Origin of the sequence: Streptomyces sp. NPDC053755 (assembly GCF_040677675.1) — a bacterium.
GTDB lineage: Bacteria > Actinomycetota > Actinomycetes > Streptomycetales > Streptomycetaceae > Streptomyces.
In genome coordinates this window covers 19,807-36,064 of record NZ_JBFASK010000002.1, presented here as the reverse complement: position 1 = coordinate 36,064, position 16,258 = coordinate 19,807, and the positions used below count along the sequence as shown (strand labels likewise).

Here is a 16,258-nt window from a genome sequence, read left to right as displayed (position 1 = left end):
CGACTCGGCAACGGGCACGGGCCCGGCAGTGGAGCCGGTTCGGCAGCGGGAGTCCGCGAGGCCGCGCGTACGGGCGGCGCGGCTGCGGACGCGGCCTCGGGCGGCGCGGCGTGCGGGCCCCGCAACCGGGGCGGACTCGACGGCCGGCGCGGGCCCTGCGGCGCGCGCGGGCTCGATGGTGGACAGCCGGCTCGGTGTTGCTCGGTGAGGGACGCGCGAGCGTAGCCGGGCGTCCACCGGGACACCACAGCGCTCCCCCGGGTACGCGCATCCCCGCAAGCCCTAGAAGGGCTCGTCCAGCCCCTCGGTGTCCTCGCCCTCTTCCTCCAGTGCCTGTCTGACCACCCGCAGGGCCATGCCCTCCGCGTACCCCTTGCGGGCGAGCATCCCCGCCAGCCTGCGCAGTCGCCGGTCACGCTCCAGGCCACGGGTGGCGCGGAGCTTGCGGTCGACGAGTTCGCGCGCCGTGATCTCCTCCTGCTCGGAGTCGAGCTGACCCACCGCCTCCTGGATCAGGGAGGGGTCGACGCCCTTGGTGCGCAGCTCGCGGGCGAGAGCCCGGCGGGCGAGCCCTCTCCCGTGGTGCCGGGACTCCACCCAGGCGTCCGCGAAGGCGGCGTCGTCGATCAGCCCGACGTCCTCGAAGCGTGAGAGGACCTCCTCCGCCACCTCGTCGGGAATCTCCCGCTTGCGCAGGGCGTCGGCGAGCTGCTTGCGGGTGCGGGGGGTCCCGGTGAGCAGGCGCAGGCAGATCGCCCGCGCCCGCTCAGCCGGATCCTGGGGCGACAGCTCCTTCTCGGCCCTCGACGAGTCGGGGCTGTCGCCCGGCCATTCGGTACGCCCGGTCACCGCGTCAGCTCTTGGCCGCCGGGGCCTTGGTCGCCTTGGTCGCCTTGACCGCCGGGGTCGCGGGGGACTTGGCGGCGTCGTCGGCGGCCGTCTCTGCGACGCCCGCGGCCTCCGCGGCCGGCTCGGCCGTCGGGTCCTTCGGCCGGACTCCGACGCCCAGCTTCTCCTTGATCTTCTTCTCGATCTCGTCGGCGAGGTCGGGATTGTCCTTCAGGAAGTTGCGGGCGTTCTCCTTGCCCTGGCCGAGCTGGTCGCCCTCGTACGTGTACCAGGCGCCGGCCTTGCGGACGAAGCCGTGCTCCACGCCCATGTCGATCAGACCGCCCTCGCGGCTGATGCCCTGGCCGTAGAGGATGTCGAACTCGGCCTGCTTGAAGGGCGGCGCGACCTTGTTCTTGACGACCTTGACCCGGGTGCGGTTGCCGACCGCGTCCGTGCCGTCCTTGAGGGTCTCGATGCGGCGGATGTCGAGGCGCACCGATGCGTAGAACTTCAGGGCGCGGCCACCGGTCGTGGTCTCCGGCGAGCCGAACATCACGCCGATCTTCTCGCGGAGCTGGTTGATGAAGATCGCCGTGGTCTTGGACTGGTTGAGGGCGCTGGTGATCTTCCGGAGGGCCTGGCTCATCAGTCGGGCCTGCAGACCCACGTGCGAGTCGCCCATCTCGCCCTCGATCTCCGCACGCGGGACGAGCGCGGCGACGGAGTCGATGACGATGAGGTCGAGGGCGCCGGAGCGGACCAGCATGTCGACGATCTCGAGGGCCTGCTCGCCGTTGTCCGGCTGGGACAGGATGAGGTTGTCGATGTCGACGCCGAGCTTCTTGGCGTACTCGGGGTCGAGGGCGTGCTCGGCGTCCACGAAGGCGACCTGACCGCCGGCCTTCTGGGCGTTGGCGACGGCGTGCAGGGTCAGGGTCGTCTTACCGGAGGACTCCGGGCCGTAGACCTCCACGACACGGCCGCGGGGCAGACCGCCGACGCCGAGCGCGATGTCGAGGGCGGTCGATCCGGTGGAGATCACCTCGATCGGCTCCTGGACGCGGTCACCCATGCGCATCACGGCGCCCTTGCCGAATTGGCGTTCAATCTGTGCGAGCGCGGCGTCGAGCGCCTTCTCGCGGTCGGTTCCTGCCATGGGTTCCACCCGGTTTGCTTGAGTCGATCGCTTCATGTGAAAGACGCTAACCCCTGCCACTGACAATGGGCCCCGGCGTCCTTCCGACCTGTGGAAAACTCGGCGGCGCCCCCGCCGAGAAGCCCGTGTTTCCAGGGGCCGGACCTCCATCAGAATGGATGTTCGATTTTGGTGTCAAGCGCACCACGCCGACGGCGGAGGGCCGGGCCGAGGGCCACCGACCCCTGCCGGCGCGCCCCCCGCGCGAAGGGGCCGAAGGGGCCGAGCCGCCTCGGTCCGGCCCCGGCGGGACGCGTCGGGGAGGCTGCCCCGCCACCTATCCTTCCTGACATGGCCCTCCCCTCCCGCGTCCGTGGCGGCCGCCTGCCGCCCCGGGCCGCCGACGCCGTCGTGACGCTCGCCGTCACCCTCGTCGTGGCCGTCTGGACCCTGGTCTCGGCGCGCTACGCGACCGAGCCGGCGTCCCGCACCGCCCTCGGGTGGGCCTTGCTGGCGGTCGGCTGCGGAGCGCTCTACTTCCGCCGTCGGCTGCCCGTCACGGTCGCCGTCGTCACGCTGCTCGCCTGTGTGGCCTACTACCCCCTGTCCGCGCAGGACGGACCGCTGATGATCGCCTTCGCCCTCGCGCTCTACACCACCGCGGCGGAAGGGCGCTTCGCCGCGTCCGTCGCGCTCGCCGCCGCGACGCTGCTCGCCGTCGGCCTCGGCGAGATCCGCCAGCAGCCCGGCCACCGGCAGATGGACGACACCTCGCTGGTGATGCTCGCCGGCTGGCTCATCAGCCTGGTCGCCGTGGGGCGCGCCCAGCGGACCCGGCTCGCCTACCTCCACGAGGTCGAGCAGCGCGCGCTCGCCGCCGAACGCGAGCAGGAGGCCCGGGCCCGGCAGAGCGCCACCGAGGAGCGGCTGAGGATCGCCAGGGAACTGCACGACGTCCTGGGCCACACGATCTCGCTGATCAACGTCCAGTCCGGGGCCGCGCTGCACCGGCTGGGCAAGAAGCCCGAACCGGAGATCGCCCTGGCCGCCGCCACCGAGGCACTGGAGGCGGTGAAGGCCACGAGCAAGGACGCGCTGCGCGAGCTCCGGGCGACGCTCGGGGTCCTGCGCCAGGCCGACGAGGCCGCGCCGACCTCGCCGCCCTCCGGCCTCGCCCTCCTCGGCGAGCTGGTGGAACGCGCCAGGAGTGCGGGGCTCGACGTCCGTACGAGTGTCGTCGGCACCCCCGTACACCTGCCGCCGCCCGTCGACCTCGCCGCGTACCGGATCGTGCAGGAGTCGCTGACCAACGTCACCCGGCACGCACGGGCCCACGTCGCCACGGTCACGCTCGACTGGCGCGCGGACGAGCTGCGGCTGCGCGTCGAGGACGACGGTGAGGGCTGCCCGGAGGAGTCGCCGCTGGGCAGCGGCATCCGGGGGATGACCGAGCGCGCCCTGGCCTTCGGCGGCGAACTCACCGCACGCGGCACCGCGGAGGGCTTCCGGGTCGACGCCCGGCTGCCGTTCGCCGCACGCACCGCACCGCAGACCGCCTCCAAGGGGGACCCCCGATGATCCGTGTCGTACTCGCCGACGACCAGACCCTGGTCCGAGCGGGCTTCCGCTCGATCCTGGCCGGCGAGGACGACATCGAGGTCGTCGGCGAGGCCGGGGACGGGGAGCGGGCGATCGCGCTCGCCCGCGAGCTGCGCCCCGACGTGGTGCTCATGGACATCCGGATGCCGGTCCTCGACGGGCTGGAGGCCACCCGCCGCATCACCTCGGACGCGCGGCTCGAAGGGGTCCGGGTGGTCATCCTGACCACCTTCGACGTCGACGACCACGTCTACGGCGCCCTGCGCGCCGGCGCCAGCGGCTTCCTCGTGAAGGACACCGAGCCGATGGAGCTGCTGCACGGGGTACGCGTGGTGGCGCGCGGCGACGCGCTGATCGCCCCGGCCGTCACCCGCCGGCTGATCGGGGAGTTCGCGAACCGCGGCCGGCAGCCGGACCCCGGCCCTCGCCTGAACGCCCTGACGGAGCGGGAGCGCGAGGTGATGGGACTGGTGGGCGCCGGGCTCTCCAACGACGAGATCGCCGGGCGGCTCGTCCTCTCCCCGGCGACCGCGAAGACGCACGTCAGCCGGATCATGACCAAGCTCGGCGTCCGGGACCGGGCCCAGCTGGTGATCCTGGCGTACGAGTCGGGGATGATCACGCCCGGCTGGCTGGGATAGCGGAACCGACGCCGGTGCGACGAGCACCGTGCGAGGCCCGCACCCGCGGATCCACTCCTCAGGGGTCACCCGCCCCCGCATCCACCCCTTAGGGGTCGCGCCGCCGTGGACGCAACTCCCGGGGTACGCGCGCGGGGGGAGGCACGACCCGTGGGGTAGGGCCGGTGTCCCCCGCCGGCCGACGCGGCGACCCGACCCGTACACCGACGCTGGCGACGTGAATCCAGACGTCCTCGATCTCGCCAGACTGCAGTTCGCGCTCACGGCCGGCGGCCACTTCCTCTTCGTCGCCCTCACGCTGGGGCTCGCGACCGTCGTCGCCGTGCTCCAGACGGTGGCGACGGTGGGCCGGAAGCCGGCGCACGCGCGCATGGTCCGCTTCTGGGGCCAGCTGTACGTGATCAACTACGCGGTCGGGATCGTCACCGGCATCGTGATGGAGTTCCAGTTCGGGATGAGCTGGAGCGGTCTCACGCACTACGCGGGCAATGTCTTCGGGGCCTCGCTCGCGGTCGAGACGATCGTGGCGTTCTTCGTCGAGTCGACCTTCCTCGGCCTGTGGATCTTCGGCTGGAACCGCCTGAACCGATGGGCCCATCTGGCGGCGATCTGGATCGTCACGCTGACCGCGTACCTCTCCGCGTACTGGATCCTGGTCACCAACGGCTTCCTCAACAACCCGGTCGGGCACCGCGTCGAGGGCGACAAGCTGGTCCTGGACGATCCCGTCGCCGTGCTGACGAATCCGTCCGCCCTGCTCGCCTTCGGCCACGTCCTCGCGGGGTCCCTGCTCACGGCCGGCTTCTTCGTCGCCGGGGTCAGCGCGTACCACCTCTTCCGGCGCACGCTCGAGTGGGACTTCTTCGGCCGGAGCCTGCGGATCGGGGTGTTCCTCTCCCTGCCGGCGCTGATGGTGACGGCCGCCTTCGGCGGCGTCCAGCTCGGTGCGCTGAGCACCCTCCAGCCCATGAAGTCGGCCGTGTTCAGCCAGGAGACGGCCGAGATCGCGCGGATCCAGGCGGACATGGCGGCGCGTTACGGCCCGGGCGACTACGTCCCCTCCGAAGCCTGGACCCGCGGCGGCGCCCTGGTCATGCTCGTCTGCTTCGGCCTGATGATGTACTTCACCTTCGCCGGGGCGATCCTCGCCTGCTTCAAGAAGGTCGTCTTCCGCTTCCGGCTCTGGCACCTCGCCCTGATGGCCGCCGTGCCGCTGCCGTACGTCGCGATGATCAGCGGCTGGGTCTTCCGGGAGGCGGGCCGCCAGCCCTGGGTCGTCCACGGGCTGCTGAGGACCGAGGACGCGGTCTCCGACCTGTCCCCCACGTCGATGCGCGTCTCACTGGCCGTCTTCACCACCCTCTTCGCTCTGCTCGCCGTCCTCAACGCATGGCTGCTGGCCCGCTGCGCCCGCCGGGGCCCCGTCGACTCCGGCCTCGGTCACGACGACCGCACGGCCTCCCCCGAGGAACACGCAGCAGCCCTTCCCCCCGCGCGCTTCTGAGGAGCGGACCGTGCACACCCTCGACATCCTCGCGATCGCCCTGCTCGCCTTCTTCGCCACCGGCTACCTCGTCCTCGGCGGCGCGGACATCGGCACCGGAATGCTCATGCCCTACCTCGGGCGCACCGATCACGAACGGCGCCTGGTCATCGCCTCCTTCGCGCCCTTCTTCTTGGGCAACGAGGTATGGCTCGTCGCCACCGCAGGCGTGCTGATCGGCTGCTTCCCCGACCTGGAAGGGGAGTTGCTGACCGGACAGTTCACGGTGCTCGTGCCACTGCTCACGGGCTGGGTGGTCCGGGACGCCGGCCTGTGGTCGCGCGGCCGCGGCGGGGGCCGCGCCTGGCGGGCGGTGTGCGACGGGGCGGTGGTGTGCGGCAGCTGGGCGGTCGCGCTGTCCTGGGGCCTGCTGCTGGCGGCGCTGCTGACCGGGAAGCCGTACGAGGCCGCCACCGGGTCCGTCGCCGTCGTCACGGCCCTCGCCGTGGCGGCCCTGTTCGCCGCGCACGGGCTCGGCTTCGCCACGCTCCGGCTGACGGGCCTCCCCTACGAACGCGCCCGCCGGCCGGTCGGACGGACCGGTTCCTGGCAGTCCTTCGCCCTCACCGGCGGGCTGCTGGGGGCACTCGCGCTGCCGGCCGGAGCGGGTCTCCCGCTGACCGAGCACGCGGCGGACACCGCCACGCTCACCCTGCTCGTCCCGGCGCTGCTGGTCGTCACACCGCTCCTGGTCGCCGCCCAGGTGTGGACCTGGCGCACCTTCCGGCACCGGGTGACCCGCCCCTCCTACCTCTGATCCGTCCGGCATCCCACAAGATCAGGTGCCGTCCTCCTCCCGGGACGCGCCCCGGCCCTGCTCCTTCTTGTGGTGCAGCGCCTTCTGCAGCCGGGCGACCACGGCTTCGCCGTAGCGCCGGTGGCCGTGCACGCGGGGGTCGTCCGTCACGTCGTACCGCTTCACATAGGCGCCGAGGAACGCCTGGAGCGTGGCGACGGCCGGGATCGCGATCAGCGCGCCGACCGCGCCGAGCAGCGCCGTCCCGGCGATCACGGAACCGAACGCCACCGCGGGGTGGATGTCCACGGTCTTGGAGGTCAGCTTGGGCTGCAGGACGTAGTTCTCGAACTGCTGGTAGATGAGGACGAACACCAGCACCCACAAGGCGTACCAGGGGTTCACGGTGAACGCGATCAGCATCGGCAGCGCGCCCGCCAGATACGTGCCGATGGTCGGGATGAACTGCGAGACCAGGCCGACCCACACCGCGAGCGCGGGCGCGTAGGGCACGCCCAGGACCTCCAGCAGGACGAAGTGGGCGACACCAGAGATCAGCGCCATCAGCCCGCGGGAGTAGAGGTAGCCGCCGGTCTTGTCGACGGCGATCTCCCAGGCCCGCAGCACCTCGGTCTGGCGGGTCGGCGGCAGGACGGAGCACAGGGCGCGACGCAGCCGGGGGCCGTCGGCGGCGAAGTAGAACGAGAACAGGAAGATCGTCAGCAGCTTGAACAGGCCGCCGAGGACCGTGGCCGAGATGTCCAGGACACCGCTGGCACTGTTCTGCACGTACTTCCGCAGCCAGTCGGAGCGCAGCACGCTGTCCTGGACCTCGACCCGGGACAGCTCCGTGTGGAACGTCTGGTTCATCCAGTTGATCAACGAGTCGAGGTACTTGGGGAAGTTCTCGACCATGTCGACGATCTGGCCCGCGAGCATCGAACCCAGCAGGACGACGAAGCCGACGCCGACGACCATGACGGCGAAGAAGACCAGGAAGGTGGCGAGCCCCCGGCGCATGCCCCGGGCCGCCATGCGTCCGACGGCCGGCTCGATGGCGAGGGCGAGGAAGAAGGCGACGAGGATGTTGACCAGGAGCCCGATGAGCTGATGGAAGGCCCAGCTGCCGAGCTGGAAGCAGGCGTAGAGCGCGAGGGCGAGCACGAGGGCCCGCGGCAGCCAGCGGGGCATGCGCGCGGCGGGCGGGACGGCCGTTTCACCGCCGGGGGCGGACGCGGGCATCGCGGCGGTCACCGGGCCGCCGGGCCTCGCCGGCCGCCCGGGCCCCCGCTCGTCCCCGGTCGCGCCCAGGCCGGTGTCGTGCGTACGGCCGGTGTCGTGCGTACGGCCGGTGTCGTGCGTACGGCCGGTGTCATCGGTGTCGCGGCCCGGGCCGGACACGCCGGTGCCGCCGGTGCCGCCCACCGGTGCTGTCGGTTCGGTCGGTTCTGTCCGGTCGGGTTCGTCGGAGTCGTCAGTCGGAGCCACCCCGCCAGTCTCGCGCACCGGACGGACATCGCGCCCCGGCCCCGCCCGTCAGCGCTCGTCAGCGCTTGTCGTCGGGCACGCCGACGGCCGAGCAGACCGCGCGCCACACGTCCTTGGCCTCCCAGCCCGCGTCCAGGGCCTCGTGGACCGTACGCCCGCCGAGTTCGGACATCACGTGGTCCCGCGCGAAGGACTCGGCGTAGGCCGCGCCGAAGTGGTCGGCCATCCGCTCCCAGAAAATCGTCAACCGCATGACCCCAGTATCCCGCTCCCAAGAGTGCAGCCCGGTCCATCCCCCTTGTCAGCGGCCGTTTCCGCCCTACGGTCGGACCATGGCTGGAACTCCTCTCGCGGATCCGTCCGCGGCTCCGCACGCGCCGTCCCCCCTCGCGCGTGCCGAGCACTTCATCTGGCTCACGGCCCGCGTCCTCGAACAACGGCGCTTCGCCTACCACTTCCTGCGCGCGGGCGCGGAGCCCGTCGAGGCCGCGCTGTCGGCCTACCTCAACGAGGACGGCGGGTACGGCCACGCCCTCGAGCCCGATCTGCGCGGCCCGGTCAGCCAGCCGCTGCACACCGGGCACGCGCTGCGGGTCCTGGACTCCATCGGACGCTGCGGCGGCCTGCGGATCGAGCGGATCTGCCGCTATCTCACGGAGGTGTCCACCCACGACGGCGCGCTGCCCGCGGTCCTGCCCTCCCAGCGCGCCTACCCCCACGCGCCCTTCGTACCGGTCGTCGACGCCCCGCCCAGCGACCTGCTCTCCACCGGTCCGGTGGTCGGACTGCTCCACCGCAACCAGGTCTGGCACGCCTGGCTGTTCCGTGCCACCGAGTTCTGCTGGGCGGCGGTGGAGTCGCTGGAGAAGTCCCATCCGTACGAGATCCAGGCCGCCGTGGCCTTCCTCGACGGGGCCCCCGACCGGTCGCGGGCGCAGGCGGCGGGCGACCGGCTGGGACGCCTCGTCCGGGAGCAGCGGCTGGCGGTCCTCGACCCCGACCGGCTCGACGAGTTCCCGGTGGCGCCCGGATACGCCCCGGGCGAGCACCACTTTCCGTACGACTACGCGCGCGTGCCGGACTCGCTGGCCCGCCGCTGGTTCACGGAGGAGGAGATGGCACGCTCCCTCGATCACCTCGCCGCTGCTCAGGGCGAGGACGGCGGCTGGCCGGTGACCTGGCGGCAGTGGGCCCCCGGCACGGCGCTCGAGGCGCGCCCCGTCGTCACGATCGAGGCCCTGCGGACGCTGCGCGCCCACGGCCGCCCGATCGACTGACGGCGAAGCGCCGGGCGGGGCCGCCCTGCCCTTTTCAGCCGCCGATGGCCCTGACGCCCGCGGTCACGACGACCGCCGCCCCCACCACCACCAGGAAGGGGGCCCGAACGATCAGGGCCACGGCGGCGGCCGCGATGCCCGCGGCGCGGGCGTCCAGGACGAGGGCCCCGCCGGCCGCGAAGGTCTGCTGAGCGGTGAGGGCCGCGAGCAGGGCCACCGGCAGCAGGGCGGCGAGACGCTGGACGAGAGGTCGTTCCAGGGTGCCCGCGGGCACCAGGAGCCCGAGGAGCTTGACGAGGTAGCACCCGGCCGTGGTGAGGCCGATGGCGATCCAGACGTTCACCGGCCGCCCTCCGTTCCGCTGTCCCCGGTCGCCCGGGCCGTTCCGCTCTCCCCGGCGGCCTCGGTCCTCCCGCCGCGCCCGCTCACCGGGGCCCGCCTGCCCTGGCCGTTCGCTGGGGACTTCCCTCTCTCCCCGTGCGCTGGTGCCCTCCCGTTCTCCCCCTGCGCTGAGAACTCCCCGGCCTCGGCGCTCTTCCCGGCGTCCCCGCCGCGTGCGCTCTCGCCGCCGCTCCCCGCCTTCGCGGCGTCGCGCCGGCCCTGGACCCACAGCACGAGGGGCGCGGCGAGCGCCGCCGCGAGGACGGGGACACCGGCAGGCAGGACGGGCAGCAGTCCGAGGCCGAGCAGGACCGCGATTCCCGCCGTGGCCCGCTCGGTGGCGGTGCGCAGCATCGGGGCGAGCAGCGCCAGGAAGACGGCCGGACCGGCGGCGTCGAGGCCCCAGGCCTCGGTGTCGCCGAGGGCTTCGGCGCCGAGCACTCCGAGCAGCGTCGTCAGGTTCCACAGCACGTAGAGCGTGATGCCGGTGACGGTGAACCCGATCCGCGCGGCCCGCCGCGTGGGCTGCGCGAGCGCCACCGCCGTCGTCTCGTCGATCACCCACTGGGCGGCGAACGGCCTGACCGCCCGCGGCAGGGCGAGCAGCTGGGAGAGCCGCAGGCCGTAGAAGGCGTTCCGGGTGCCGAGGAAGAAGGCTCCGGCGGCGGCCGTGAACGGGTTGCCGCCCGCGGCGAGCGCGCCCACGAGCGCGAACTGCGAGGCCCCGGTGAAGACGAGCAGGCTGAGCGCGCAGGTCTGGAGCAGGGTGAGCCCGGCCCCCGCCGACGTCACGCCGAAGGCGAAGCCGGAGAGCCCGACGGCGATGCCGACGCCGAGTGCGTCCCGTACGACCGCGGAGTCCGTTTTCTCTGGTGCGTCCCGGATGACCGGGGGTGCTGTCTGTTCTGCCACGCCAGGGACGTTACGAGCCGCCTCGTCACCCGGTCTTGTACGTTCTTGCGCGCTCGCGTTGGTAGGCACCGGGAGGAACCCCGACGATCCGGGTGAAATGCCGGTTCAGGTGGGGCTGGTCGGTGAACCCGACGGTCACGGCCGCCTCGCTCGGCGCGACACCGTTCTCCAGCAGGCTACGGGCACGGCGTACGCGCGCGTTGGTGAGCCAGGTGTGCGGGGGCATGCCGTACTCGCTCTTGAACGCCCTCAGCAGCGCGAACGGGCTGACACCGAGCTGCCGGGCCAGCTGTTCCAGGGAGGGCGGCTCGGACATCCGCCCCTCCAGGACCTCCCGGGCCCTGACCGCCGCGCGGCTTCCGGCCGCCTGCGGGGTGCGGGCCGGCAGGGTCTGGCCGTGCCGGCGCAGCAACCGGGCCACGCCGATCCGCAGCAAACTGTCGGCGGCGAGGGCGTTGCCCTCCTCGGCGGCCCGGTGCACGGCCTGGATGAGCCGGGCGGTCTCCTCGTCCTCCACGATCGTCTCGGCGAACCCGACCGTCCCGCGAAGGGTGGTCTCCTCGTCCGCGATCCCGGCGATCAGCTGGGAGGACGGGTAGAGAGTGGCGTACGACCAGCCCTCGGGCACGCCGGCGTGCGCCGCGTGCGGGACCTCGGGGTTGATGAGGACCACGGTGCCGGGCCGGGCCCGGATCGTGCCCTCCGGCATCACCACGTCCTCGATCCCCCGGCGCACGGCGCCGAGGACGAACCCCTCGTGGCTGTGACGGGTGAAGGAGTGGCTCACATAGCGGGCGCGCAGCAGATCGAGGCCGGGCACGCCCGGGTACTGCCAGTGCCTGGCCCATTCGTCCTTGTGACCGCCGCTCGGCTGGATCGCCATGGGTTCCATTCTGCGCCGCCCGCACCGCCTCCGACCTGCGCGTCCATGTCATGGACAGGCCTCCTCCACCCGGCCGCCCACCGCACCGCCACCCGCCCGGCACGCCCACGCCACCCCGCCGGACCCGTCACCACCACCCGTTGTCAGTGGCCGGGTGCACGATGGGGGGCATGGTCAGGTCTGCGCTCGACTCGTTCTCCCCCGCGACCCGCGGCTGGTTCACCCAGGCCTTCAGCGCGCCCACGGCGGCGCAGGAAGGCGCCTGGCAGGCCATCGGCGCGGGCTCCGACGTGCTCGTCGTGGCGCCCACCGGATCCGGCAAGACCCTGGCCGCCTTCCTCGCCTCCCTCGACCAGCTCGCCTCGGCCCCCCCGCCCGCGGACCCCAAGAAGCGCTGCCGGGTGCTCTACGTCTCGCCGCTGAAGGCCCTCGCGGTCGACGTGGAGCGCAATCTCCGTTCTCCCCTGACCGGGATCCGCCAGGAGTCGGTGCGGCTGGGGCTGCCGGAGCCGGAGGTGCGGGTGGGCATCCGCTCCGGCGACACCCCGGCCGCCGAGCGCCGGGCGCTCGCGACCAAGCCGCCGGACATCCTGATCACCACCCCCGAGTCCCTGTTCCTCATGCTGACCTCCGCCGCGCGCGATGCCCTGTCCGGCATCGAGACGGTGATCCTCGACGAGGTGCACGCGGTCGCGGCGACCAAGCGCGGTGCCCATCTCGCGCTGTCCCTGGAGCGGCTCGACGAGCTGCTGCCGCGCCCGGCGCGCCGGATCGGTCTCTCGGCGACCGTCCGCCCGGTGGACGAGGTGGCCCGCTATCTCTCCCCGCGGCGCAGGGTGGAGATCGTGCAGCCGCCCTCGGGCAAGGAGTTCGATCTCTCCGTCGTCGTCCCGGTGGAGGACATGGGCGAGCTGGTCGGTTCCCCCGCCCCCGACGGCAAGGAGGGCGGCGACAAGCCGTCGATCTGGCCGCACGTGGAGGAGCGCATCGCCGACCTCGTCCAGTCCCACCGCTCCACGATCGTCTTCGCCAATTCGCGCCGGCTCGCCGAGCGGCTCTGCAACCGGCTCAACGAGATCGCGTACGAGCGCGCCACCGGCGAGGCGCTCCCCGAGGGCTCCCCGCCGGCCGAGATCATGGCCCAGTCGGGGGCGGCGCAGGGCGCTCCGGCACTGCTCGCCCGGGCGCACCACGGCTCGGTCTCCAAGGAGCAGCGCGCCCAGGTCGAGGAGGACCTGAAGGCGGGCCGGCTGCCCGCCGTGGTGGCGACCTCCAGCCTGGAGCTGGGCATCGACATGGGCGCGGTCGACCTCGTCGTCCAGGTCGAGTCGCCTCCCTCGGTCGCCTCCGGCCTGCAGCGGGTGGGCCGCGCGGGACACCAGGTCGGCGCCGTCTCCACGGGCGTGGTCTTCCCGAAGTACCGCGGCGACCTCGTCCAGGCGGCCGTGGTCACCGAGCGGATGCGCAGCGGGTCCATCGAGTCGCTGCGGATCCCTGCGAACCCCCTGGACGTGCTGGCACAGCAGCTGGTCGCGATGGTCTCCCTGGACACCTGGCAGATGGACGACCTGCTGACCGTGGTCCGCCGGGCCGCCCCCTTCGCCTCCCTGCCCGAGTCGGCCTTCACGGCCGTCCTGGACATGCTGGCCGGCCGCTATCCCTCGGACGCCTTCGCCGAGCTGCGCCCGCGCGTGGTCTGGGACCGCGTCGCCGGCACGGTCACGGGCCGCCCCGGCGCGCAGCGGCTGGCCGTCACCTCCGGCGGCACGATCCCCGACCGCGGCCTGTTCGGAGTCTTCCTGGCGGGCGCCGACCCGAAGAAGGGCGGCGGGCGAGTCGGGGAGCTCGACGAGGAGATGGTGTACGAGTCCCGGGTCGGGGACGTCTTCACCCTGGGCACCACGTCGTGGCGGATCGAGGACATCACCCGCGACCGGGTCCTGGTCTCCCCCGCGCCGGGCGTGCCGGGCCGGCTGCCCTTCTGGAAGGGCGACCAGCTGGGCCGTCCGCTCGAGCTGGGCCGCGCGGTGGGGGCGTTCCTGCGCGAGGTCGGTTCGCTCGAGCCCGAGGACGCCCGGCTGCGACTGCTCACCGCCGGCCTGGACGGCTGGGCCGCCGACAACGTCCTCGCCTATCTGGACGAGCAGCGCAAGGCCTGCGGTCATGTGCCGGACGACCGCACGATCCTCGTGGAGCGCTTCCGCGACGAGCTGGGCGACTGGCGGGTCGTCATCCACTCCCCCTTCGGGGCCCAGGTGCACGCTCCCTGGGCGCTGGCCCTCGGTGCCCGGCTCGCCGAGCGGTACGGCATGGACGCCCAGGTCATGCACGCCGACGACGGGATCGTGCTGCGGCTCCCGGACGCCGACCTGATGGGCCTGGACCTCCTCGACCACGACCCGGCGGGCACCGACCGGCACCTCGACACGACGTACGACGCCGACCAGGCCCCGATCGGGGCGGCCGACGCGCTCTTCGACAAGGGCGAGATCAGCCAGATCGTCACCGACCAGGTCGGCGGCTCGGCCCTGTTCGCCTCCCGGTTCCGCGAATGCGCCGCCCGGGCCCTGCTGCTGCCCAAGCGCAACCCGGGCAAGCGCACGCCCCTCTGGCAGCAGCGCCAGCGCGCCGCGCAGCTGCTCCAGGTCGCCAGCGAGTTCGGCTCCTTCCCGATCGTCCTGGAGGCCGTCCGCGAGTGCCTCCAGGACGTCTTCGACGTCCCCGGGCTCACCGAGCTGATGGGCGACATCGAGTCCCGCCGGGTCCGGCTGGTCGAGGTCACCACCCCGGAGCCGTCCCCGTTCGCCCGCTCCCTCCTCTTCGGCTACGTCGCCCAGTTCCTGTACGAGGGCGACTCGCCCCTCGCCGAACGGCGGGCGGCCGCCCTCTCCCTGGACTCACGGCTCCTCGCCGAGCTCCTCGGCCAGGCGGAGCTGCGCGAGCTGCTCGACGCCGACGTGCTGAGCGAGCTGGAGCGGGAGCTCCAGTGGCTCACCGAGGACCGCAGGATCAAGGACGTGGAGGGCGTCGCCGACCTGCTGCGCGTCCTCGGTCCGCTCACCGACGCCGAGCTGGCGGAGCGGGGCGCCGACCCGGACTGGGCTCCCCAGCTCTCCACGGCCCGCCGGGCCCTGCGCGTCCGGATCTCCGGCACGGACCACTGGGCGGCGATCGAGGACGCCGGCCGGCTCAGGGACGCGCTGGGCACGGCCCTGCCGGTCGGAGTGCCCGAGGCGTTCACGGAGCCGGTCAAGGACCCGCTGGGCGACCTCCTCGCCCGGTACGCGCGCACGCACGGGCCGTTCACGTCGTCCGCGGCCGCCGCGCGCTTCGGTCTGGGCGCCGCCGTCACCGACGGCGCCCTCCAGCGGATGTCCGCGGCCGGCCGGGTCGTCCAGGGCGAGTTCCACCCCTCGGGGATCGGGCAGGAGTGGTGCGACGCGGCGGTGCTGCGCCGTCTGCGCCGCCGCTCGCTCGCGGCCCTCCGGCACGAGCTGGAGCCGGTGCCCCCGGCCGCGCTCGCCACCTTCCTTCCCCAGTGGCAGCACCTGGGCGGCAGCAGCCTGCGCGGGATCGACGGCCTCGCGCGGGCCGTCGAGCAGCTGCAGGGCGCGCCCGTGCCCGCCTCGGCCCTGGAGAAACTGATCCTGCCGTCCCGGGTCCGGGACTACTCCCCCGCACTCCTCGACGAGCTGACCACGACCGGCGAGGTCGTCTGGGCCGGCGCGGGCGCCCTGCCCGGCAAGGACGGCTGGGTCTCCCTCTACCTCGCGGACGCGGCGCCCCTGCTCCTCCCGCCGCCGCACCCGCTCGAGACCACCGCCCTGCACGAGTCCGTGCTCACCGCCCTGACCGGGGGCTACGGCCTGTTCTTCCGTCAGATCGCCGACCAGGTCAGGGCCACCACCCACCCGGACGCGACCGATCCGCAACTGGCCGACGCGGTATGGGACCTGGCCTGGTCGGGGCGGCTCACCAACGACACCCTCGCACCGCTGCGTTCGCTGCTCGGTTCCGGCCGCACGGCGGGCTCCACCGCGCACCGCGCCAAGCGGACGGTCCCCCGCGGGCGCTACGGCACGCTTACCGCGGCCGCCCGGACGGCCTCCCGGACCGGTCCGCCGACGGTCAGCGGCCGCTGGTCGCTGCTCCCTCCGGCCGAGCCGGAACCGACCCATCGCGCCCACGCGCTCGCCCGCACCCTCCTGGACCGGCACGGGGTCGTCACCCGGGGCGCCGTGGCCGCCGAGGGCGTCGAGGGCGGCTTCTCGGCGACGTACCGCATCCTGTCGGCCTTCGAGGACAGCGGACAGGCCCGGCGCGGTTATGTGGTGGAGGGGCTCGGCGCGGCCCAGTTCGCGATGGACGGCGCGGTGGACCGGCTCCGGGCCGCGGCGACCGCCCGCGACCGTGGCGCCGAGGCAGGGGCGGGACCGCGCGCGGTGGTGCTGGCCGCCGCCGACCCGGCCAACGCGTACGGCGCCGCGCTGCCGTGGCCCGAGCCTCCGACGGGCGCGGGCCACAAAGCCGGCCGCAAGGCAGGTGCGATGGTCGTGGTGGTCGACGGCGAGCTGACGCTCTACATGGAGCGCGGCGGAAAGACGCTGCTGTGCTGGCCCGAGGATCCGGACGACCCGGCGCTGAGAGCCGCCGCCGAGGCGCTGGCCACGTCCGCCCTCGCGGGCTCGCTCGGCACGGTCACGGTGGAGCGGGTCAACGGAGCCGCCGCGCTCACCTCCCCCCTCGCCCGAGCCCTGGAGACCGCCGGCTTCCACGCCACCCCCCGCGGCCTCCGCCTCCGCCCCTGAGTCCGCGAGCCGGCCCGGCCGGGG

11 protein-coding genes and 2 pseudogenes are annotated in these 16,258 nt (G+C 73.4%); 6 read left to right on the top strand and 7 right to left on the bottom strand.

Going from position 1 to position 16,258, the window contains the following annotated elements; translation table 11 throughout:
* Positions 1-282: 282 nt before the first annotated feature.
* Both recX and recA read right to left on the bottom strand, forming a co-directional pair.
* Positions 283-1,053, bottom strand: coding sequence for a recombination regulator RecX (gene recX, locus AB0K65_RS03025; RefSeq protein ID WP_365714226.1), 771 nt, complete (start codon positions 1,051-1,053; stop codon positions 283-285).
* Positions 1,016-1,987, bottom strand: a pseudogene (gene recA, locus AB0K65_RS03020) (recombinase RecA); the annotation flags it as partial. The pseudogene recA and the gene recX, both read right to left, overlap by 38 nt.
* A 330-nt stretch (positions 1,988-2,317) precedes the next feature.
* Between recA and AB0K65_RS03015 the strand changes: the two are divergent.
* From AB0K65_RS03015 to AB0K65_RS03000, 4 genes are all read left to right on the top strand, one after another.
* Entirely contained in the window at positions 2,318-3,544 is a 1,227-nt protein-coding gene (locus tag AB0K65_RS03015; protein ID WP_365713713.1) for a sensor histidine kinase, read from the top strand.
* Complete coding sequence (locus AB0K65_RS03010) at positions 3,541-4,206, top strand: response regulator transcription factor (protein ID WP_365713711.1); 666 nt, start codon at positions 3,541-3,543, stop codon at positions 4,204-4,206. The genes AB0K65_RS03015 and AB0K65_RS03010 overlap by 4 nt, the downstream gene beginning before the upstream one ends.
* Before the next feature lie 217 nt (positions 4,207-4,423).
* Positions 4,424-5,710, top strand: coding sequence for a cytochrome ubiquinol oxidase subunit I (locus AB0K65_RS03005; protein ID WP_365713710.1), 1,287 nt, complete (start codon positions 4,424-4,426; stop codon positions 5,708-5,710).
* Between the two features lie 10 nt (positions 5,711-5,720).
* Positions 5,721-6,506 carry a cytochrome d ubiquinol oxidase subunit II gene (locus AB0K65_RS03000; protein ID WP_365713708.1) on the top strand — a complete coding sequence of 262 codons (786 nt, stop codon included), beginning with the start codon at positions 5,721-5,723 and terminating at the stop codon, positions 6,504-6,506.
* Positions 6,507-6,527: 21 nt separating this feature from the next.
* On the opposite strand, the gene AB0K65_RS02995 is transcribed toward AB0K65_RS03000, so the two are convergent.
* Both AB0K65_RS02995 and AB0K65_RS02990 read right to left on the bottom strand, forming a co-directional pair.
* Positions 6,528-7,727 carry an AI-2E family transporter gene (locus tag AB0K65_RS02995; RefSeq protein WP_365714225.1) on the bottom strand — a complete coding sequence of 400 codons (1,200 nt, stop codon included), beginning with the start codon at positions 7,725-7,727 and terminating at the stop codon, positions 6,528-6,530.
* Positions 7,728-8,031: 304 nt separating this feature from the next.
* Positions 8,032-8,226, bottom strand: a complete 195-nt coding sequence (locus AB0K65_RS02990) for a DUF3046 domain-containing protein (RefSeq protein WP_365713706.1) — start codon at positions 8,224-8,226, stop codon at positions 8,032-8,034.
* A 79-nt stretch (positions 8,227-8,305) separates the two neighbouring features.
* Here AB0K65_RS02990 and AB0K65_RS02985 point away from each other — a divergent pair, with 79 nt between their 5' ends.
* Positions 8,306-9,250: a hypothetical protein gene (locus AB0K65_RS02985; RefSeq protein ID WP_365713704.1), complete on the top strand. Its 945-nt coding sequence runs from the start codon at positions 8,306-8,308 to the stop codon at positions 9,248-9,250.
* Between the two features lie 34 nt (positions 9,251-9,284).
* Here AB0K65_RS02985 and AB0K65_RS02980 read toward each other — a convergent pair whose 3' ends face one another.
* The 3 genes and pseudogenes from AB0K65_RS02980 to AB0K65_RS02970 all read right to left on the bottom strand — a co-directional run bounded on the left by AB0K65_RS02980 (position 9,285) and on the right by AB0K65_RS02970 (position 11,426).
* Complete coding sequence (locus AB0K65_RS02980) at positions 9,285-9,593, bottom strand: AzlD domain-containing protein (RefSeq protein ID WP_365713702.1); 309 nt, start codon at positions 9,591-9,593, stop codon at positions 9,285-9,287.
* A 248-nt stretch (positions 9,594-9,841) separates the two neighbouring features.
* Positions 9,842-10,543, bottom strand: a pseudogene (locus AB0K65_RS02975) (AzlC family ABC transporter permease); the annotation flags it as partial.
* Between the two features lie 25 nt (positions 10,544-10,568).
* Positions 10,569-11,426 (bottom strand): AraC family transcriptional regulator, encoded by an 858-nt coding sequence (locus tag AB0K65_RS02970; RefSeq protein WP_365713700.1) that lies wholly within the window; start codon positions 11,424-11,426, stop codon positions 10,569-10,571.
* Between the two features lie 170 nt (positions 11,427-11,596).
* On the opposite strand from AB0K65_RS02970, the gene AB0K65_RS02965 reads away from it, so the two are divergent.
* The gene (locus AB0K65_RS02965; RefSeq protein ID WP_365713698.1) at positions 11,597-16,234 is read left to right on the top strand and encodes an ATP-dependent helicase; all 4,638 of its coding nucleotides are present in this window, start codon (positions 11,597-11,599) and stop codon (positions 16,232-16,234) included.
* Positions 16,235-16,258 lie beyond the last annotated feature (24 nt).

Bases quoted from the DNA above. Each gene is read 5' to 3' on its own strand.
- AB0K65_RS03010 (WP_365713711.1), top strand. From the start codon at position 3,541: ATGATCCGTGTCGTACTCGCCGACGACCAGACCCTGGTCCGAGCGGGC.
- AB0K65_RS03015 (WP_365713713.1), top strand. From the start codon at position 2,318: ATGGCCCTCCCCTCCCGCGTCCGTGGCGGCCGCCTGCCGCCCCGGGCC.
- AB0K65_RS02970 (WP_365713700.1), bottom strand. From the start codon at position 11,426: ATGGCGATCCAGCCGAGCGGCGGTCACAAGGACGAATGGGCCAGGCAC.
- AB0K65_RS02965 (WP_365713698.1), top strand. From the start codon at position 11,597: ATGGTCAGGTCTGCGCTCGACTCGTTCTCCCCCGCGACCCGCGGCTGG.
- AB0K65_RS02985 (WP_365713704.1), top strand. From the start codon at position 8,306: ATGGCTGGAACTCCTCTCGCGGATCCGTCCGCGGCTCCGCACGCGCCG.
- AB0K65_RS02995 (WP_365714225.1), bottom strand. From the start codon at position 7,727: ATGCCCGCGTCCGCCCCCGGCGGTGAAACGGCCGTCCCGCCCGCCGCG.
- AB0K65_RS02990 (WP_365713706.1), bottom strand. From the start codon at position 8,226: ATGCGGTTGACGATTTTCTGGGAGCGGATGGCCGACCACTTCGGCGCG.